Consider the following 15020-nt stretch of genomic DNA (forward strand, 5'->3'; position numbering starts at 1 on the left):
AAACCGGTCACCCGCGAGATCACTGCACGGCCAGCTCCAGCGCCTCCCGCTCGACCGCCGCCTTCACCTTGTCACTGTCCACCGCGACGTTCACGGCCCAGTAGAACACCGCCAGGCTGAACACGATCACCACGAGCAGGTCGACCCACTCCGGCAGGGCGCTGATGTTGCCCGACTCCCCGTAGCGGCCGAGGTAGCCGATGAGCACGTGTCCGGCGAGCCACGGTGCGATCCACTGCGCGGCCTTCCAGTCGATCGGGATGAGTTCCAACTTGGAGCTCGTCGCGCGCGCGATGAGGAACAGGACGAAGCCGATCACCACGGCGATCATGATCTTCCACGTGATGTCGAAGCCGCCCCAGTAGATGATCAGGTTCGCGGCCACGAACCCCGCGGGCGCCAGCACCTTCGGCATCGGCGCGCGGTACGGGCGCGGGCGGTCCGGGTCGCGCCTGCGCAGCGCGATCATCGAGATCGGGGCGAACGCGTACATCAGCGCGGTGGCCGAGGTGATCACGCTGACCAGTGACTGCCAGCTCGGGAACGGCAGGAACGCGATCTCGCCGACCACGAAGGACAACCCGATCGACCACACCGGAACCCCGCGCACGTTGAGCTTGCCCAGGCCCTTCGGCAGCGTGCGCTCGCGGCCCATCGCGTACGACAGGCGCGCCGACGTGCCGAGGTACAGCATCCCCGTGCCGGCCGGAGACACGAAGGCGTCGGCGTAGAGCACGTACGACAGCCAGCCCGCGCCGGCGAGGGTTGCCAGCGTGGCGTACGGGCCGAAGGACCCTTGTGCGATCGGGTTGTCCCAGCCCTTGAGCAGCGCCGCCGGGTCGAGCGCGCCGATGAACGCGACCTCCAGCAGCAGGTAGACGATCGTGCCGATCACCATCGCGACGATGATCGCGCGCGACAGGTCCTTCTGCGGGTCGCGCGCCTCGCCGCCGACCTGCACGGCCTGTTCGAAGCCCTGCAACGCGAACACCACACCGACCGGCAGCGCCGCGAAGATGCCGTGGGCGCCGTGCGGGGCGAAGCCGCCGCCCGCGGTGAAGTTGCCCGGGTGGAACCGCAGCGACAGCAGCACGACCACGGTCAGCACCGGCACTGCGGTCTTCCAGATCGCCGTGGCCGAATTGCTTTCCGACAGCAATTTCACACCGACGAGGTTGATCAGCGTGAAGATCGCCATCAGCAGCGTCGCCCAGCCGAATCCGCTCGCGGTGAGCGTGCCCGAGGGACTCAGCAGATTCAGGTGTTCTTTGATCCAGGTGACGTTGTCGAGGTACTCGAGACTCGCCTCGACCTCCACCGGCGCGAGCGCCACCGCCTGCAGCCACGCCACCCAGCCGCCGACGAACCCGCCGAGCACGCCGTACGCGAGCGCAGGGTACCGGGCCGTGCCGCCGGCGACCGGGTAGGCCGCGCCCAGCTCCGCGTGGACCAGGGCGAGCGTGGCCATGATGACCGCGGTCAGCACCCACGAAACGAGCGACGCCGGGCCTGCGACTTTCGCCGCCTTGAGCGCGCCGAGCAGCCAGCCGGAGCCGATGATCGAGCCGAGCGAGACGAACATCAGGCCGTAGAAACCGACCGATCTGCGCATTCTCGGCGAAGTGCCCGCCACTGCGGTTTTCTGGGCAGGTTCAACCATGGATGAGCCTCGATCCGAATGTTCGGGAACTTTGTCCGAATGATTCGCGCCAGTACCTGTTTTCAGGGTTTACGGCAAACCTCCGAATCTTTTCTGACGCGATCACAACGCGCGATTCTGGCGTGCGCACCGACGGAGTGGAACCTTCGCCCCGTTACAAGTTAGTTTCAGTCCGGGAACTCGGACCCTACCGTGAGATACCGACGAAGTGCTCCAGACCACTCCCGAACCGGAACAATCCCGGCGGTGCCGAGGTTGATGTGCGACAAGGACCCGGAGCCAGGAAGGAACTGCCGTGCCGATCACCTCGGAACCGTTGCGCAAGCTGGGCTTCCTCACGATCGGGCTGTTCGACGAGGCCGATCCCGCCGCCGGTCACGAGTCGACGCTGCAGGTCATCCAGCTCGGTGAGGAGCTCGGCTTCGACAGCGCGTGGGTTCGCCACCGGCACCTGCAGTTCGGGATCTCGTCGCCCGTCGCGGTTCTGGCCGCCGCGACGCAGCGCACGAGCCGCATCGAGCTGGGCACCGCCGTGATCCCCCTCGGCTGGGAAAACCCGCTTCGCATCGCCGAGGACCTCGCCACGGTCGACATCCTGTCCGGCGGCCGCCTCAATCCGGGCCTGAGCGTCGGCGAGCCGCGCCACTACGATCACCTCGCGCCCGCGCTCTACCCCGACACCGCGTCGGTCGAGGACTTCGGCTACCAGCGCGTGGAACGCCTCCTGTCCTTCATCCGCGGCGAGAAGGCCACGGACTTCAGCGGCACCGAGGGCATCGAGGAGTACTCGCCCCGCGTGCAGCCGCACTCGCCCGGTCTCACCGACCGCCTCTGGTACGGCGGCGGCAGCACCCGCTCCGCCCGCTGGGCCGGCGAGCACCGCATGAACTTGCTGGCCAGCAGTGTGGTGCGCGTCGAGGACCCCGACGCCACGGAGATCGACTTCGCCGCCATCCAGGCCGCGCAGATCCGCGAGTTCCGCGCCCACCACCCCCTCGGCGCCGGCGCCCGCGTGTCCCAGGGCCTGGTCGTCATCCCCACCGACAGCGCGAGCGCCGAGCAGCGGGCGAAGTACGAGGCGTACGCCGCTTCCCGCCTGCCCCGCGTCGGCAAGGCCCACGGCCCCGCCCGGATGACCTTCGCGGAGGACCTGGTGGGCACGTCGGCTTCCATCGCCGAGCGGCTCTACGCGGATGCCGCGTTCCGCGAGGTCTCGGAAGTCGCGTTCGCGCTTCCGTTCACCTTCGAGCACGCCGACTACGTGCAGATCCTGACGGACATCGCCACCCGGCTGGGCCCTGAGCTGGGCTGGAAGCCGGCCGTCTGATCCTCGGCGCGCGCTCCGCACAGGGGTGAGATGCGTCCCGGACAACCCTCGCGCGACTCACCCTGCGCTATCCTTCGTCACGCACCGTGCGGGCACTGCTGGTGTCGCCCACCCGGCACCCCGGGCGACAGAACCACCGAACAGCGAACGACTGATCGCACCCTCGTGGGTGCCTGAAGAGCCATGGCTGGATCCCTCCTCGTCGAGCCGGGCGGTGACGAAGGAAGGACTCCGCCGTGCCTGCTTCAGTCGGCGAACTCGCCTTGGTGCGCCGCCGGTTCACCGGTGAGACGCACCAGGAAGCCCGCAAGTCGATCAGCGCCGACCTCGCGATCACCGAAGCCGCGCCGGAAAGGCGATTCTCCCAGCGCATTCGCTGCACCGACGGGTCCTGGAGACTTCGCTCCTGCTTGCCGTCAGGTATTCGGCGCGCCGGACCGCAGGGCACCGGGTATTCAAGAAGGTCAGCCCACGCTGCGATGCCCTCGTGATCAACCTTGCCGACAATGCGGCGACCTGGTTCTTTTCGTGGCCGCCGGGCACACGCGGATCACGCTGGCCTACGACGACGGAGACGTGAACAGCACCTGGGAGTACACGCGCGGCTGCCGGCAGGCGCTGGCCGCGCACGGGCTCGAGCCCGCCGCCGAGATCCGCCTGCCCGACACCCCTGAGGGCGGCGGGCTGCTGGCCGAACGCCTGCTGGCGATGGCGCCGGCGCCGGCGGCCGTGATGCTGGCGCAGGAGACGCTCGCGGTCGGGCTCTACCGGCGCTTCGCCGAGGCCGCGGTGTGCGGCCGGGCGCGGACCTGGCCGTGGTGGGATCCGCAAGAACCCGGTGTGCGACTACCTCGTGCTGTCGCTGACCACGTTCGCGGTTTCGCTGGAAGCGTACGGGCGGCGGCTCGGCGAGATCGTGCTCGCCCGCGTCGCCTCGGCGAAGGACCCGGTGCAGGAGGTCTGGCCGATGACGATCTCCCCGGTGACAGCGACACCGCTCCCCCGCGCGTCGCCGAGCGGCTGGGCTGAGCCGGGCCGTCCACTTCGGACGGCCCGGCTCCCCAGCCTGGTCGGCCCGCCTTCAGCCGCCCGTGGACAGTCGGCCGTGGTCAGTCGGCCGTGGTCAGTCGGTCCAGTACAACCGCATCGGGTTGTCCACCAACAGCTTCTGCCGCGCTTCGGCACTGGGCGCGATGCGGGGCACGAAGTCGACCAGCGTGCCGTCGTCGGGCATGTGGCTCTTCATGTTGGGGTGCGGCCAGTCCGTGCCCCACAGGACGCGGTCCGGGAACTCTTCCACGAGCGCGCGGCCGAAGGGCACCACGTCGTCGTACGGCGGGCCGGCCACCGTGAGGCGTTCCGGGCCGGTGACCTTCACGTGGAAGTTCGGGTGCTCGCGCAGGAGGGTGCGGAAGCGGCCGAACTCCGGGCCGTCGACGGGTTTCGTGACGTCGGGGCGGCCCATGTGGTCCACGAGAACCGTGGCCGGCAGCGAGGTGAAGAGATTCCACTTCTCGGCGAGGTCCGCGGCCTCAAAGTACACGACGATGTGCCAGCCCAGCGGCGCGATCCGCGCGGCCAGGTCGTGGTAGTACGCGTCGGGCTTGGGGTCCACGAGCCGGCGGACGAAGTTCAGCCGGATGCCGCGCACGCCGGCCGCGTGCAGCCGGGCGAGCTCCTCGTCGGACTCGGTGCCGCGGATCGTCGCGATGCCGCGGGAGCGCTCGCCCGCCGCGTCGAGGGCGTCGACCAGTGCGCTGTTGTCGGCGCCGTGGCAGGTCGCCTGCACGATCACCTGGCGGTCGATGCCCAGGAAGTCGCGCAGGGCGAACAGCTGCTCCTTGCCGGCGTCGGTCGGCGTGTACTTGCGTTCGGGTGCGTAGGGGAACACCTCGCCCGGGCCGAACACGTGCGTGTGCACGTCGACGGTGCCCGGCGGTAGCACGAAGGCCGGCTTCGACGGGTCCGGGTCGTAGGGCAGCCAGCCCGGGTCGGCCGTGAACGCGCTCACACGCCCCTCGCCTTCAGCGCCTGGTCCAGGCGCGGGTAGACGCGACGCACATTGCCCTCGTACACCTTCGTCTTGTCCTCATCGGACAGTCCGAGCGCGTCGACGTAGCGGCGGGTGTCGTCGAAGTGGTGCCCGGTGCGCGAGTCGATGCCGCGCACGGCGCCGACCATCTCCGAGCCGAACAGCACGTTGTCCACGTTGATCACGTCGAACAGCAGGTTGATGCCCGGCTGGTGGTACACGCAGGTGTCGAAGAAGACGTTCGGCAGCACACCCTCGTCGGGCTCCGGGCGGCCGAGCATGTCGGCGAGCCCGCGATAGCGGCCCCAGTGGTAGGGCACCGCTCCCCCGCCATGCGGGATCACGAAGCGCAGGCCCGGGAAGTCGGTGAACAGATCCGACTGCAGGAACTGCATGAACGCGGTGGTGTCGGCGTTGAGGTAGTGCGCGCCGGTGGCGTGGAAGCTCGGGTTGTCCGAGGCCGACACGTGCACCATCGCCGGCACGTCGAGCTCCACCATGGCCTCGTAGAACGGGTACCAGCTCTTGTCCGTGAGCGGCGGCGCGGTCCAGTGCCCGCCGCTCGGATCGGGGTTGAGGTTGCAGCCCACGAACCCGAGCTCCTCCACGCAGCGGCGCAGCTCGGCCACCGAGTGCTCCACCGGCACGCCCGGCGACTGCGGCAGCTGGCAGACGCCGATGAACTTCTCGGGGTAGAGCGTGGTGACGCGGTGGACGAGGTCGTTGTTCACCCGCGCCCACTCGGTGCTCACGGCCTCGTCACCGATGTGGTGGCCCATCGCCGACGCGCGCGGCGAGAACACCGTGAGGTCCACGCCGCGATCGGCCATCAGCCCGAGCTGGCCCTGCACCGATTCGCGCAGCTCGTCGTCGCCGATCTCCGGGTATGGCGGGGCGGCGGTGCCCGCGTCGTACGCGGCGCGCTGCGCGTCCCGCCAGCTCGTGTGGGCCGCGGGCACGGTCGTGTAGTGGCCGTGACAGTCGATGATCACTCGGTGTCGCCTTTCGGGTCTTCTTCGGACATTCGCGTGCGGACCGCGTCGAGCAGCGGCAGCAGCCGCTTCTCGAGTTCGCCCAGGTCCGCGGGCCGGTGGGCCGCCGCCCAGTCCTGGCGGCGCGCGATCGCCTCCGCCATCACGGGCTCGACGCCGGTCTCGGCCACGGTCACCGCGGCCTCCCGCAGCTCCTCGGCGCGGCGGACGCCGTGCTCCAGCGAACGGGAGATCATGTACGCGGCGAGCTGCTCCCAGTCGTCGGAGGGCAGCAGGTTGGACAGGGAGCCGAGCACGCGCTCCTCGACGCCCCATTCGCGCGCGGCGAGCAGCGACTCGGTCAGCAGTGCCTCCACGCCCTTGATCACCACGGAGCGGCACAGCTTGGTCGCGGCCGCGCGGCCGACGACGTCGGCGTAGACCTCCATCCCGGTGAACCCGAGCGGGCGCGCGAACTCCGCGAACTCGGCGGCGTGCGGGCCGCCGAGCAGCATCGGCGCGGCGAGGCGCTTGGGGTTGATGGGCGACATCACGGCGGCCTCGACGTAGCGGCCGCCGGCCTTCTCGATCACCTCGGCCGAGGCCTGCTTCTGGCCGGGTGCCGCGGAGTTGAGGTCGAGAAACCAGCAGCCCGCGGGCAGCCCGTCGGCGACCGAGTTCGCCGCCGTGAGGTCGTTGGCCGCGGTCACGGCGCTGATCACCAGGTCGGCTCCGCGGACGGCGTCGTGCGCGTCCACGGCGGACCCCAGCCCGAACCGTTCCGCGTTGCGCGCGGCGGCGCTCGCCGGATCCGCCAGCGCCACGTCCCACGCGGTGAGCTCCACCCCGGTGAGGTCTTCCGCGAGGACGGAACCCACTTCACCGAGGCCCAGCAGAGTTGTGGTCGTCATGCGCTCACCGGCTTGGCCTGCGGCTGGCCCGCGGTCGCGACGCCGAGGTCGACGTCCTTGGTCTCCGGGCCGAGCAGCGACCCGACGAGCACCAGCGCGCCACCGAGCACCAGCAGGGCGGCGGCGGTGAGGCCCGACGGCATGATGTGCCCGAGCCAGTTCTGGTAGTAGGCGTAGAACGACGTCAGGATCAGCGGCATGCTGTAGCCGAGACCGAAACCGCTGCCGCGCACGGCGGGCGGGAACCGCTCGCACAGGTACGACGGCGTGACGGCGAACGTGCTGCCACCCGAAATCCGGATCACGAACGTGAGCAGCAGCACCGCGCCGAAGCCGGACCACCAGCCGAGGCTGATCGTGGCGAACGCGGCCGCGCAGACCACGCCGATGCCGATGCCGGACCACGCGAGGAACTTGCGCCGGCCGATCTTCTCCGACCACGCCCCCAGGAACGGGAAGAGCACGGAGTGGATCGCCTGCACGATCACGAGCGCGGCCGTGACCTGCGTCGCCGACACGTGCGCCTGGTACTGCAGGGCACTGGGCAGCAGGCCGGAGGCGAGGTTCGACGCGAACCAGATGCCGCTCATGATCACGAACACCTGCAGGAACTGCTTGCGCGAGGAACCCACGAGCACATCGCGGATCGGCGTGCGCGATTTCTTCGCCGACTTCCACGTCTCGGACTCCTCGACGGTGCGCGAGAAGTACCAGCAGAACACCGCGCACAGCAGCGCGCCCACGAGGAACGGCACCCGCCAGCCCCACTGCGAGTAGGCCGAGTTCACCCCGCCCGAGGGTGCGATGCGCAGCATCACGAACGTCACCAGCGAGATGGCGCAGTACGAGATCGGGAAGCCCATGCCCACGAGGCCGCCGTACCAGCCGCGCTTGCCGGTCGGGGCCGCCTCCATGGCGAGCGGCGTGGCGCCGGTGTATTCGCCGCCGAGGAACACGCCGTCGATCAGGCGCAGCACCACCATCAGCACGACGCCGAGCAGGCCCACGGCGTGGTAGCCGGGCAGCACCGCGATGAGCAGCGTGCAGATGCCGCAGCCGGTGATCGACCACAGCGTCACGCGGCGGCGGCCTACCTTGTCGGCCAGGCGGCCGAAGATCATCGAGCCCAGCGGACGGCCGATGAGGGTGGCCACGAAGATCAGCGACGTGATCACGGCCCGGCTGCCCGCGGACACCGAGGGTGGGAGGAAGTAGTTCATCGCGGGCGTCAGCGCGACCACCGGCAGGTACACGTCGAACATGTCGACGAAGAAGCCGAAGGAAGCGCCGATGACGGCGTTGCGGGTCGAAGTCTTGGCCCCCGAGGCGGCGGGCGGTGACGTGGCCGGTCCGGTCATCGTCGTGATCATCTCCTGTCGTGCCGGGCGCGTCTTCGCGGCCGGGGTGGTCCGGGGGAACGTAACTCGCGGACCCGGATCGTCACAAGAGTCGTCTACGAAATTGTTGACAATCTCGTATGGGATGCTTAGCGTCACCATCGAGGAGAGGAGCCGGGATGACCACCACGCCCAAGGAAGGGGAGGCCGGCAAGCAAGCCGCGCTCGACGCGCTGCGGGCCGCCCTGCTGGCAGGCGACGTCGTCCCGGGGCAGCGGCTGGTGGAGGCCGAGCTGGCCGAGACCTTCGGCGTCACGCGCGCGAGCATGCGCGCGGCCTTGATCGACCTCACCGCGGAAGGCCTGGTGGAGCGCATCCCGCACCGCGGGGCCAGGGTACGGGTGGTGTCGGTCGAGGAGGCCGTGGCCATCACCGAGTGCCGCATGGTGCTCGAGGGCCTGTGCGCGGCCAAAGCGGCGGAGAAGGCGACGGACGACGAGATCGACTCGCTGCGTGAGCTGGCGGTGCGGCTCCGGTCGGCCGTCGACGAGGGCGAGTCGATGAAGTACTCGGAGCTCAACCGCGAGCTGCACCGCACGGTGCGGGAAATCGCGGGACAGACCGTGGCCGCGGAGCTGCTGGAGCGGCTCCACGGCCAGATCGTCCGCCACCAGTTCCGGCTCGCCATGCGCGCGGGCCGGCCACACGTGTCGCTGCCCGAGCACCTGGCGATCATCGACGCGATCGCCCGCCGCGACCCGGACGCCGCCGAGCAAGCGGCCCGGGCGCACCTGCGCAGCGTGATCACCGCGCTGCGCGAGACCGACAACTGAGCGATGGAGCAGGCTGAATGAACAACGTGGTGGTGACCGACGTCCCCCGGGCGCCCGGCGACAAGATCGACGAGCTGGCCGGCTTCGGGGTCGCCACGGTGCACGAGGCGCTCGGGCGCGTCGGCTACGTCGGCACCGAGCACCGCCCGCTGCACCGCGGCTCCCGCATCGGCGGTTCGGCCGTGACGGCGCTGTGCTGGCCCGGCGACAACATGATGATCCACGCCGCGGTCGAGCAGTGCCGGCCGGGCGACATCCTCGTCGTCACCACCGCTTCCCCTTCGACCGATGGGATGTTCGGCGAGCTGCTCGCCACGTCGCTGGTGTCGCGCGGCGTGCGGGGTCTCGTGATCGACGCGGGCGTGCGTGATGTCGCGGAGCTCAAGGAAATGGGCTTCCCGGTGTGGTCGCGGGCGATCAGCGCGCAGGGCACCGTGAAGGCGACGGCCGGGTCGGTCAACGTGCCGGTGACCGTCGGCGGGCAGACCATCCACGCCGGCGACGTGATCCTGGCCGACGACGACGGCGTGCTGCGAGTCGCGCAGGCCGACGTCGAACGGGGCATCACCGCGTCGAAAGCGCGCCTGGCCAAGGAAGAAGCCACCCGGGCGGCCCTGGCCGGCGGCGAGCTGGGGCTCGACCGCTACGGGCTGCGCGAGAAACTCACTTCGCTGGGCGTGCGGTGGGTGACCGCCGAGGAGTACGCGAAGGAGCAGGCGTGAACGCCGCCGACGTACGCCCTCCCTCGGAGGCGGCGTTGACCGCCGTCCCCTGCCTGCTGATGCGCGGCGGCACGTCCAAGGGCGCGTACTTCCGCGCCGAGGACCTGCCCGCCGACGCGGCGGAGCGCGAGGATCTGCTGCTGCGCATCATGGGCAGCCCCGACCCGCGCCAGATCGACGGCATCGGCGGCGCCCACCCGCTCACCAGCAAGGTGGCGGTGGTGTCGCCGAGCACCTCGCCCGGTGCGGACGTCGACTACCTGTTCCTGCAGCTCGGTGTGGCCGAGGCGACCGTGACCGACCGGCAGAACTGCGGGAACCTGCTCGCGGGGGTCGGCCCGTTCGCGGTGGAACGCGGCCTCGTGCCGGCCGGCGACGGCGAGACGACCGTGCGGATCCGGATGGTCAACTCCGACAGCACCGCGGTCGCCCGCTTCCCCACCCCCGGCGGGGTCGTCGAGTACGCGGGTGACACGGCGATCTCCGGCGTGCCCGGCACCGCGGCGCCGGTGGTGCTCGACTTCGCCGACACCGCCGGGTCGACCGGCCACGGCCTGCTCCCGACCGGGCGTCTCGTGGACACTGTGGATGGTGTGCCGGTGACCTGTGTGGACAACGGCATGCCCGTCGTCGTCGCCCGGGCCGCCGACTTCGGGCTCACTGGCTACGAGACGGTCGATCAGCTCAAGGCCGACACCGCGTTGCGGGAGCGGATCCAGTCGCTGCGGTTGCAGGCGGCCGAGCTGATGGGCCTCGGCGACGTGCGCGAAAGCTCAGTCCCGAAGACCACGCTCGTCGCGCCGCCCGTCGACGGCGGCACGATCTGCACCCGTACGTTCATCCCGCTCGAACCGCACACGTCGATCGGGGTGCTCGGGGCCGTCAGCGTGGCCACGGCGCTCCTGCTGGACGGCGCTGTCGGGCACGAGCTGGCGAAGCTGCCCGGCACCTCGCGCATCGACGTCGAGCACCCGACCGGCCACCTTCAGGTCGAGGTCGAGGTGGACGCGGGCGAGACCCCGCCGCGGGTGCGCCGCAGCGGGGTCGTGCGCACAGCCCGGAAGCTGTTCGACGGCACGGTTTTCCCGCGCTGACGCCGATTCCCCGGGGACGCCCGTCAGGCGCCCCTGGGGAACGCGTGCTTGCGGCCGCCGATCACGGCCATCGCCGCGAAGACCAGCAGTACCAGCGAAGCCCACGTGATCGACGCCGTTCCCAAGCCCGCGATCAGGAGCCCGCCGACGAGACCGCCGAGGGCGATGGAGCCGGAGAAGAACGAGATCACGATCGACTGGACGACGTCGGCGGCTTCGGCCGCCGCGTTGATCGCGCCGCCGATGAACAGGCTGGGCGAGCTGCCGAACGCCAGGCCCCACGCCGCCGCGGCGAGGTAGCCGAGCGCGGGCACACCCGCGAACCCCGCCAGGACCAGCACGCTGACCGCGAACAGCAGCGTGCTCGCGACGATCAGCTTGCGCAGGTGGCGGTCGATGTGCGCGCCGACCACGACGACACTGAGCACCGACGTGACACCGAAGGTGAACAGCACCCACCCGGCCTGGCTCTCCATGCCCGCGAACCGCAGGAAGTCGGTCACGTAGGTGTAGAGGATGTTGTGCGCCACCATGTACGTGGTGAGCGCGAACAGGATCGTGCGCAGCCCGGGCATCGAGAGGACCTGGCGGAGCGTGAAGCGTTCGTGGCCCGCCTGGCCGGGCAGGTTCGGCAGGAGAACCACGAACCAGAGCATGTTCAGCAAGCTCAGCGCCGCCGAGACCCAAAACGCCGTCTGCCAACCGCCGAAGGTGCTCAGCCACGTGCCCACCGGGACGCCGAGGGCCAGCGAAATGGGCGTGCCCGCCAGCGCCATGGCGATCGCACGGCCCTGCACGCTGGGCGGTGACAGGCGGGCGGCGTACCCGGCGAGCTGCGTCCAGACCAGCGCGGTGCCGAGGCCGGCGACGAACCGGATCACCATCGTGACGGTGTAGTCGGTGGACACCGCGGTGAGCGCGTTGGTGATCGCCACGGTGCCCAGCGCGACCTGCAGCACGGTCTTGCGCGACCACTTCGCGGTCAGCCGCGAGAGCGGGATCGCGGCGAGCGCGGTGGCGGCAGCGTAGATCGTGACGATCTGGCCGGTGGCCGCGACGCTCGTGTGCAGGGTCCGGCTGATCTCGGGCAGCAGGCCGGCAGGCAGGCACTCGGTGAGGATGCCGATGAACCCGGCGAGGAAGAGGCCGAAGAGGGCCTTGCCCGGGAGCCGGTCCCGGCCGCGCGCGGTGGCGGACGAAGCTGTGGTGGTCTCGGTCATCTCACTGATCCCTCTCACCGGTGCCGGGCCGTTCGGCGGACACGGGTTCACTGTGCGCCGGGCGCGAGGGGTTACCCAGGTGCCCGTTTCGCGTAGGTCCGGCGTGCCTACTACTGGCAGGGACAGGCTCAGGAGCAGCGATTTCGTGGTGGGGACGAGATACTGAGGGACATGGCAACGCACCCCCGCCCCGGGCAGGCACTGGACCCGCGCGAGGAGCTGAGCGAGTTCCTCCGGTCACGGCGCGCCCGCCTCAAGCCGTCCGACGTCGGGCTGCCCGAGTACGGGCGGCGCCGGCGCGTGCCGGGGTTGCGGCGTGAGGAGCTGGCGCAGCTGGCCGGGGTTTCCGTCGCGTACTACACGCGGCTGGAGCAGGGCAACGGCCGCAACGTCTCGCTTGAGGTGCTCACGGCGATCTCGACCGCACTGAACCTGTCGGAGACCGAACACGCGCACCTGCTGCACCTGGCCAGACCACAGCAGCGCCGACGGCCGGCGCCGCGGCAACGGCAGCAGGTCCGGCCCGTGCTGCAGACGATGCTCGACGCGATCGAGAGCGTGCCCGCGTACGTGTGGGGCCGCCGCACCGACGTGCTCGCCTGGAACAAGACGGCGTCGGCGCTGTTCGGCGACTGGGCCGCGCGCGCGCCGGAAGACCGCAACTGGGCCCGCATCGTCTTCCTCGATCCGGCCGCGCGCAGCCTGTACGCGGACTGGCGCACCAAGGCGGCCGACGTCGTCGGGCAGCTGCGGCTCGACGCCGGGCAGCACCCGAACGACCCGCTGCTCGCCGAGCTGGTCGGGGAGCTGTCGGTGAAGAGCGAAGAATTCCGCACGATGTGGGCCGCGCACGACGTGAAGCGCAAGACGCACGCGACGATGCGGCTGCAGCACCCGCTCGTGGGCGAGCTGACAGTGCACTACGAGACGTTCGCGCTGCCCGACGACCAGGACCAGGCGTTGTCGGTGTACCACACCGAGCCCGGTTCGAAGTCGCAGGAAGCGTTGCGGCTGCTCGCGAGCTGGGGCCCGGACGCGGCTGCATCGATGGGTCACGCTCGCGCGTCGGAGGCTTCGTAGCACTAGCCTGGGACACGTGACCTCCGACTTCACGTCCACAGTGGACATCGCCCGGCCGGCCGGCGACGAACGCACGGCCGAGCAGTTGGGCGCGAGCCGTCTGGGAAGATGCGCCGGCGCCGCTGCGGGCGTTCCTGCACGTGGGCTGGCGGTGCCTCGGCCTGCGGACCGAGCCGGGCCCCGGCCGCGTGCTCGGCTGGACGGTCGTGAGCTCCGAGCCCGGAAGCGTGGTGCTCGAGGCGCCGTCGGCGATGCTGAGCGCGCGCAACTCCGTCGAGGTCGGCTCGCGGGTGCGCTGGACCACCACCGTGCGGTTCGACCGCGCGCCGGCCCGGGCGTTGTGGGCGCTCGCGGCGCCGGTCCACGCGGTGGTCATCCCGTGGCGGCTGCGTGAAGCCGCCCAGCGCGGCAGCGGGTGGCACCGGCTGGTGACGACGTTCCAGCGCCGCGTCGCCAACCCGGTGCTGTCGCGGCTGCCCGGCCAGGTCCTGCTGGAGACCACGGGCCGAACGTCGGGTCTCCCCCGCCGCACACCCGTCGGGGGCCGGCGCACCGGCGACGAGTTCTGGCTGGTGTCGGAGTTCGGCACCCGCTCGCAGTACGTCTCCAACCTGCAGGCCGACCCGCACGTCCGCGTGCGGTTGCGCGGGCGCTGGCACCGCGGGACCGCCCACGTCCTCCCCGACGACGACGCCCTGGCTCGGCTGAAGTCGTTGCCGCGCTTGAACAGCGTCGGGGTGCGGACCTTGGGCAACAACCTGCTGACGGTGCGCGTCGACCTGGAGTGAGCGCTAGCGTGCCAGCCGTCCCGCGAGCCACTTCAGCGCCAGTGGGTAGCGGTAGTCGATGCCGCCGTGGCCGGCGTCGAAGAGCTCGAAGTGCAGCCTGTCCTCGGGCAGGCCGGCCTTGAGGAGCTCATCACGGAACGCCGCGGCTCCGAGGTCGAGGAACCATTCGTCGCGCGTCCCGGCGTCGATCCAGACCGAGTCCAGCGAACGCAGCGTCTCGGCGTGGGCGGGGGCCATGCGGACCGGGTCCCAGGTGAGCCAGCGCCCCCAGACGTCCGGGTCGAGCACGCCGGTCACCGCGTCGAACGGCAGCTCGGGTGTGCCGTCCTCGCGCGCGGAGAAGCACGCCGCGACGCCGAAGGCCACCAGCAGCGATTCGTCACCCGGTTTGGTGAACGGCGGGCGGGAGCGGAAGTCGTCCCACCAGCGGAAGACGTCGTGGTCGTACTCGCGCAGCACGCGCACGGCCTTGCCGAACTCGGGCAGGTAACACAGCTCGTACAGGGTGTCACCGGCGTGCGTGGCGAGCGCGCCGAACAGGTCGGGGCGCAGCATCGGCGTGATCATCGCACCGAAACCGCCGGACGACTTCCCGGTGATCGCGCGGGACTCGCGCGCCGGGATGGTCCGGTAGTGCGCGTCGACCCACGGCACGATCTCGTCGCAGAGGTACGAATGGTAGCGACCGGTGCCGGGCGAGTCGACGAACTGCGAGCCGCCGTAGGAGGTCCACGCGTCGACGTAGACCACGGCGCAGGGCGGCGCGCCGTCGGCGAACACGGCGTCGGCCGTTTCGAGATACGGCCGGCGGAAGGCAGCCCGGTTGGCCCACATCGTCACCTGGCCTGTGTAGCCCTGGATCACGTAGATCACCGGGTAACGCGCGCCGGAGTCGTCGTAGCCCGGCGGGACGTACACCCACAGGGGCCGCTCGTACGGGTCGCCGAGCGGGTTGTCCCGCAGCAGCTCCGAGGTGATCGTGTGGCGGTCGAGCCGGCCGGCGAGCGGGGCGTCCCAGGGCAGCATGGGGACAGTCAACCAGGTC

Annotated in this window: 14 protein-coding genes; 7 read left to right on the plus strand and 7 right to left on the minus strand. The window is 70.7% G+C overall.

Annotated features, from left to right (window positions below; genetic code table 11):
- Positions 1-19: 19 nt before the first annotated feature.
- Positions 20-1612: an APC family permease gene (locus AB0F91_RS20080; RefSeq protein ID WP_360599144.1), complete on the minus strand. Its 1593-nt coding sequence runs from the start codon at positions 1610-1612 to the stop codon at positions 20-22.
- 343 nt (positions 1613-1955) lie between these two features.
- Here AB0F91_RS20080 and AB0F91_RS20085 point away from each other — a divergent pair, with 343 nt between their 5' ends.
- Both AB0F91_RS20085 and AB0F91_RS20090 read left to right on the plus strand, forming a co-directional pair.
- Positions 1956-2987, plus strand: coding sequence for an LLM class flavin-dependent oxidoreductase (locus tag AB0F91_RS20085; protein ID WP_360599146.1), 1032 nt, complete (start codon positions 1956-1958; stop codon positions 2985-2987).
- 528 nt (positions 2988-3515) lie between these two features.
- Positions 3516-4016 (plus strand): substrate-binding domain-containing protein, encoded by a 501-nt coding sequence (locus AB0F91_RS20090; protein ID WP_360599148.1) that lies wholly within the window; start codon positions 3516-3518, stop codon positions 4014-4016.
- Between the two features lie 94 nt (positions 4017-4110).
- Here AB0F91_RS20090 and AB0F91_RS20095 read toward each other — a convergent pair whose 3' ends face one another.
- From AB0F91_RS20095 to AB0F91_RS20110, 4 genes are read right to left on the minus strand one after another with little or no spacing between them, the layout of a single operon-like run.
- Complete coding sequence (locus AB0F91_RS20095) at positions 4111-4998, minus strand: amidohydrolase family protein (RefSeq protein ID WP_360599150.1); 888 nt, start codon at positions 4996-4998, stop codon at positions 4111-4113.
- Positions 4995-6011 (minus strand): amidohydrolase family protein, encoded by a 1017-nt coding sequence (locus tag AB0F91_RS20100; RefSeq protein ID WP_360599152.1) that lies wholly within the window; start codon positions 6009-6011, stop codon positions 4995-4997. Before AB0F91_RS20100 ends, AB0F91_RS20095 begins: the two co-directional genes overlap by 4 nt.
- Complete coding sequence (locus tag AB0F91_RS20105) at positions 6008-6901, minus strand: DUF1932 domain-containing protein (RefSeq protein ID WP_360599154.1); 894 nt, start codon at positions 6899-6901, stop codon at positions 6008-6010. The genes AB0F91_RS20100 and AB0F91_RS20105 overlap by 4 nt, the downstream gene beginning before the upstream one ends.
- On the minus strand, positions 6898-8259 hold the full coding sequence (locus tag AB0F91_RS20110) for an MFS transporter (RefSeq protein ID WP_360599156.1): 1362 nt from the start codon (positions 8257-8259) through the stop codon (positions 6898-6900). The genes AB0F91_RS20105 and AB0F91_RS20110 overlap by 4 nt, the downstream gene beginning before the upstream one ends.
- A 158-nt stretch (positions 8260-8417) precedes the next feature.
- Between AB0F91_RS20110 and AB0F91_RS20115 the strand changes: the two genes are divergently transcribed.
- Genes AB0F91_RS20115 through AB0F91_RS20125 form a run of 3 tightly spaced genes read left to right on the plus strand, consistent with a single transcriptional unit; the run spans position 8418 to position 10887 of the window.
- Complete coding sequence (locus AB0F91_RS20115) at positions 8418-9071, plus strand: GntR family transcriptional regulator (protein ID WP_360599158.1); 654 nt, start codon at positions 8418-8420, stop codon at positions 9069-9071.
- Positions 9072-9088: 17 nt separating this feature from the next.
- Positions 9089-9793 (plus strand): 4-carboxy-4-hydroxy-2-oxoadipate aldolase/oxaloacetate decarboxylase, encoded by a 705-nt coding sequence (locus tag AB0F91_RS20120; RefSeq protein WP_360599160.1) that lies wholly within the window; start codon positions 9089-9091, stop codon positions 9791-9793.
- On the plus strand, positions 9790-10887 hold the full coding sequence (locus tag AB0F91_RS20125) for a 4-oxalomesaconate tautomerase (RefSeq protein ID WP_360599162.1): 1098 nt from the start codon (positions 9790-9792) through the stop codon (positions 10885-10887). The genes AB0F91_RS20120 and AB0F91_RS20125 overlap by 4 nt, the downstream gene beginning before the upstream one ends.
- Before the next feature lie 23 nt (positions 10888-10910).
- Here AB0F91_RS20125 and AB0F91_RS20130 read toward each other — a convergent pair whose 3' ends face one another.
- Positions 10911-12107 carry an MFS transporter gene (locus AB0F91_RS20130; protein ID WP_360599164.1) on the minus strand — a complete coding sequence of 399 codons (1197 nt, stop codon included), beginning with the start codon at positions 12105-12107 and terminating at the stop codon, positions 10911-10913.
- 171 nt (positions 12108-12278) lie between these two features.
- Between AB0F91_RS20130 and AB0F91_RS20135 the strand changes: the two genes are divergently transcribed.
- Both AB0F91_RS20135 and AB0F91_RS20140 read left to right on the plus strand, forming a co-directional pair.
- On the plus strand, positions 12279-13187 hold the full coding sequence (locus AB0F91_RS20135; protein ID WP_360599166.1) for a helix-turn-helix domain-containing protein: 909 nt from the start codon (positions 12279-12281) through the stop codon (positions 13185-13187).
- Positions 13188-13327: 140 nt separating this feature from the next.
- A complete protein-coding gene (locus AB0F91_RS20140) occupies positions 13328-13975 on the plus strand; it encodes a nitroreductase/quinone reductase family protein (protein WP_360599168.1) in 648 nt (215 codons plus the stop codon).
- 3 nt (positions 13976-13978) lie between these two features.
- Here the strand turns inward: AB0F91_RS20140 and AB0F91_RS20145 are convergent, their stop codons facing one another.
- Positions 13979-15001 (minus strand): alpha/beta hydrolase-fold protein, encoded by a 1023-nt coding sequence (locus AB0F91_RS20145; protein WP_360599170.1) that lies wholly within the window; start codon positions 14999-15001, stop codon positions 13979-13981.
- Positions 15002-15020 lie beyond the last annotated feature (19 nt).

The sequence above is a fragment of the Amycolatopsis sp. NPDC023774 genome, assembly GCF_040639695.1.
Classification (GTDB): Bacteria; Actinomycetota; Actinomycetes; order Mycobacteriales; family Pseudonocardiaceae; genus Amycolatopsis.

Excerpts from the sequence above, each read along its gene's own strand:
- AB0F91_RS20145 (WP_360599170.1), bottom strand. The coding sequence starts at position 15,001 with ATGCTGCCCTGGGACGCCCCGCTCGCCGGCCGGCTCGACCGCCACACG.
- AB0F91_RS20115 (WP_360599158.1), top strand. The coding sequence starts at position 8,418 with ATGACCACCACGCCCAAGGAAGGGGAGGCCGGCAAGCAAGCCGCGCTC.
- AB0F91_RS20130 (WP_360599164.1), bottom strand. The coding sequence starts at position 12,107 with ATGACCGAGACCACCACAGCTTCGTCCGCCACCGCGCGCGGCCGGGAC.
- AB0F91_RS20080 (WP_360599144.1), bottom strand. The coding sequence starts at position 1,612 with ATGCGCAGATCGGTCGGTTTCTACGGCCTGATGTTCGTCTCGCTCGGC.
- AB0F91_RS20135 (WP_360599166.1), top strand. The coding sequence starts at position 12,279 with ATGGCAACGCACCCCCGCCCCGGGCAGGCACTGGACCCGCGCGAGGAG.
- AB0F91_RS20105 (WP_360599154.1), bottom strand. The coding sequence starts at position 6,901 with ATGACGACCACAACTCTGCTGGGCCTCGGTGAAGTGGGTTCCGTCCTC.
- AB0F91_RS20120 (WP_360599160.1), top strand. The coding sequence starts at position 9,089 with ATGAACAACGTGGTGGTGACCGACGTCCCCCGGGCGCCCGGCGACAAG.
- AB0F91_RS20110 (WP_360599156.1), bottom strand. The coding sequence starts at position 8,259 with ATGACCGGACCGGCCACGTCACCGCCCGCCGCCTCGGGGGCCAAGACT.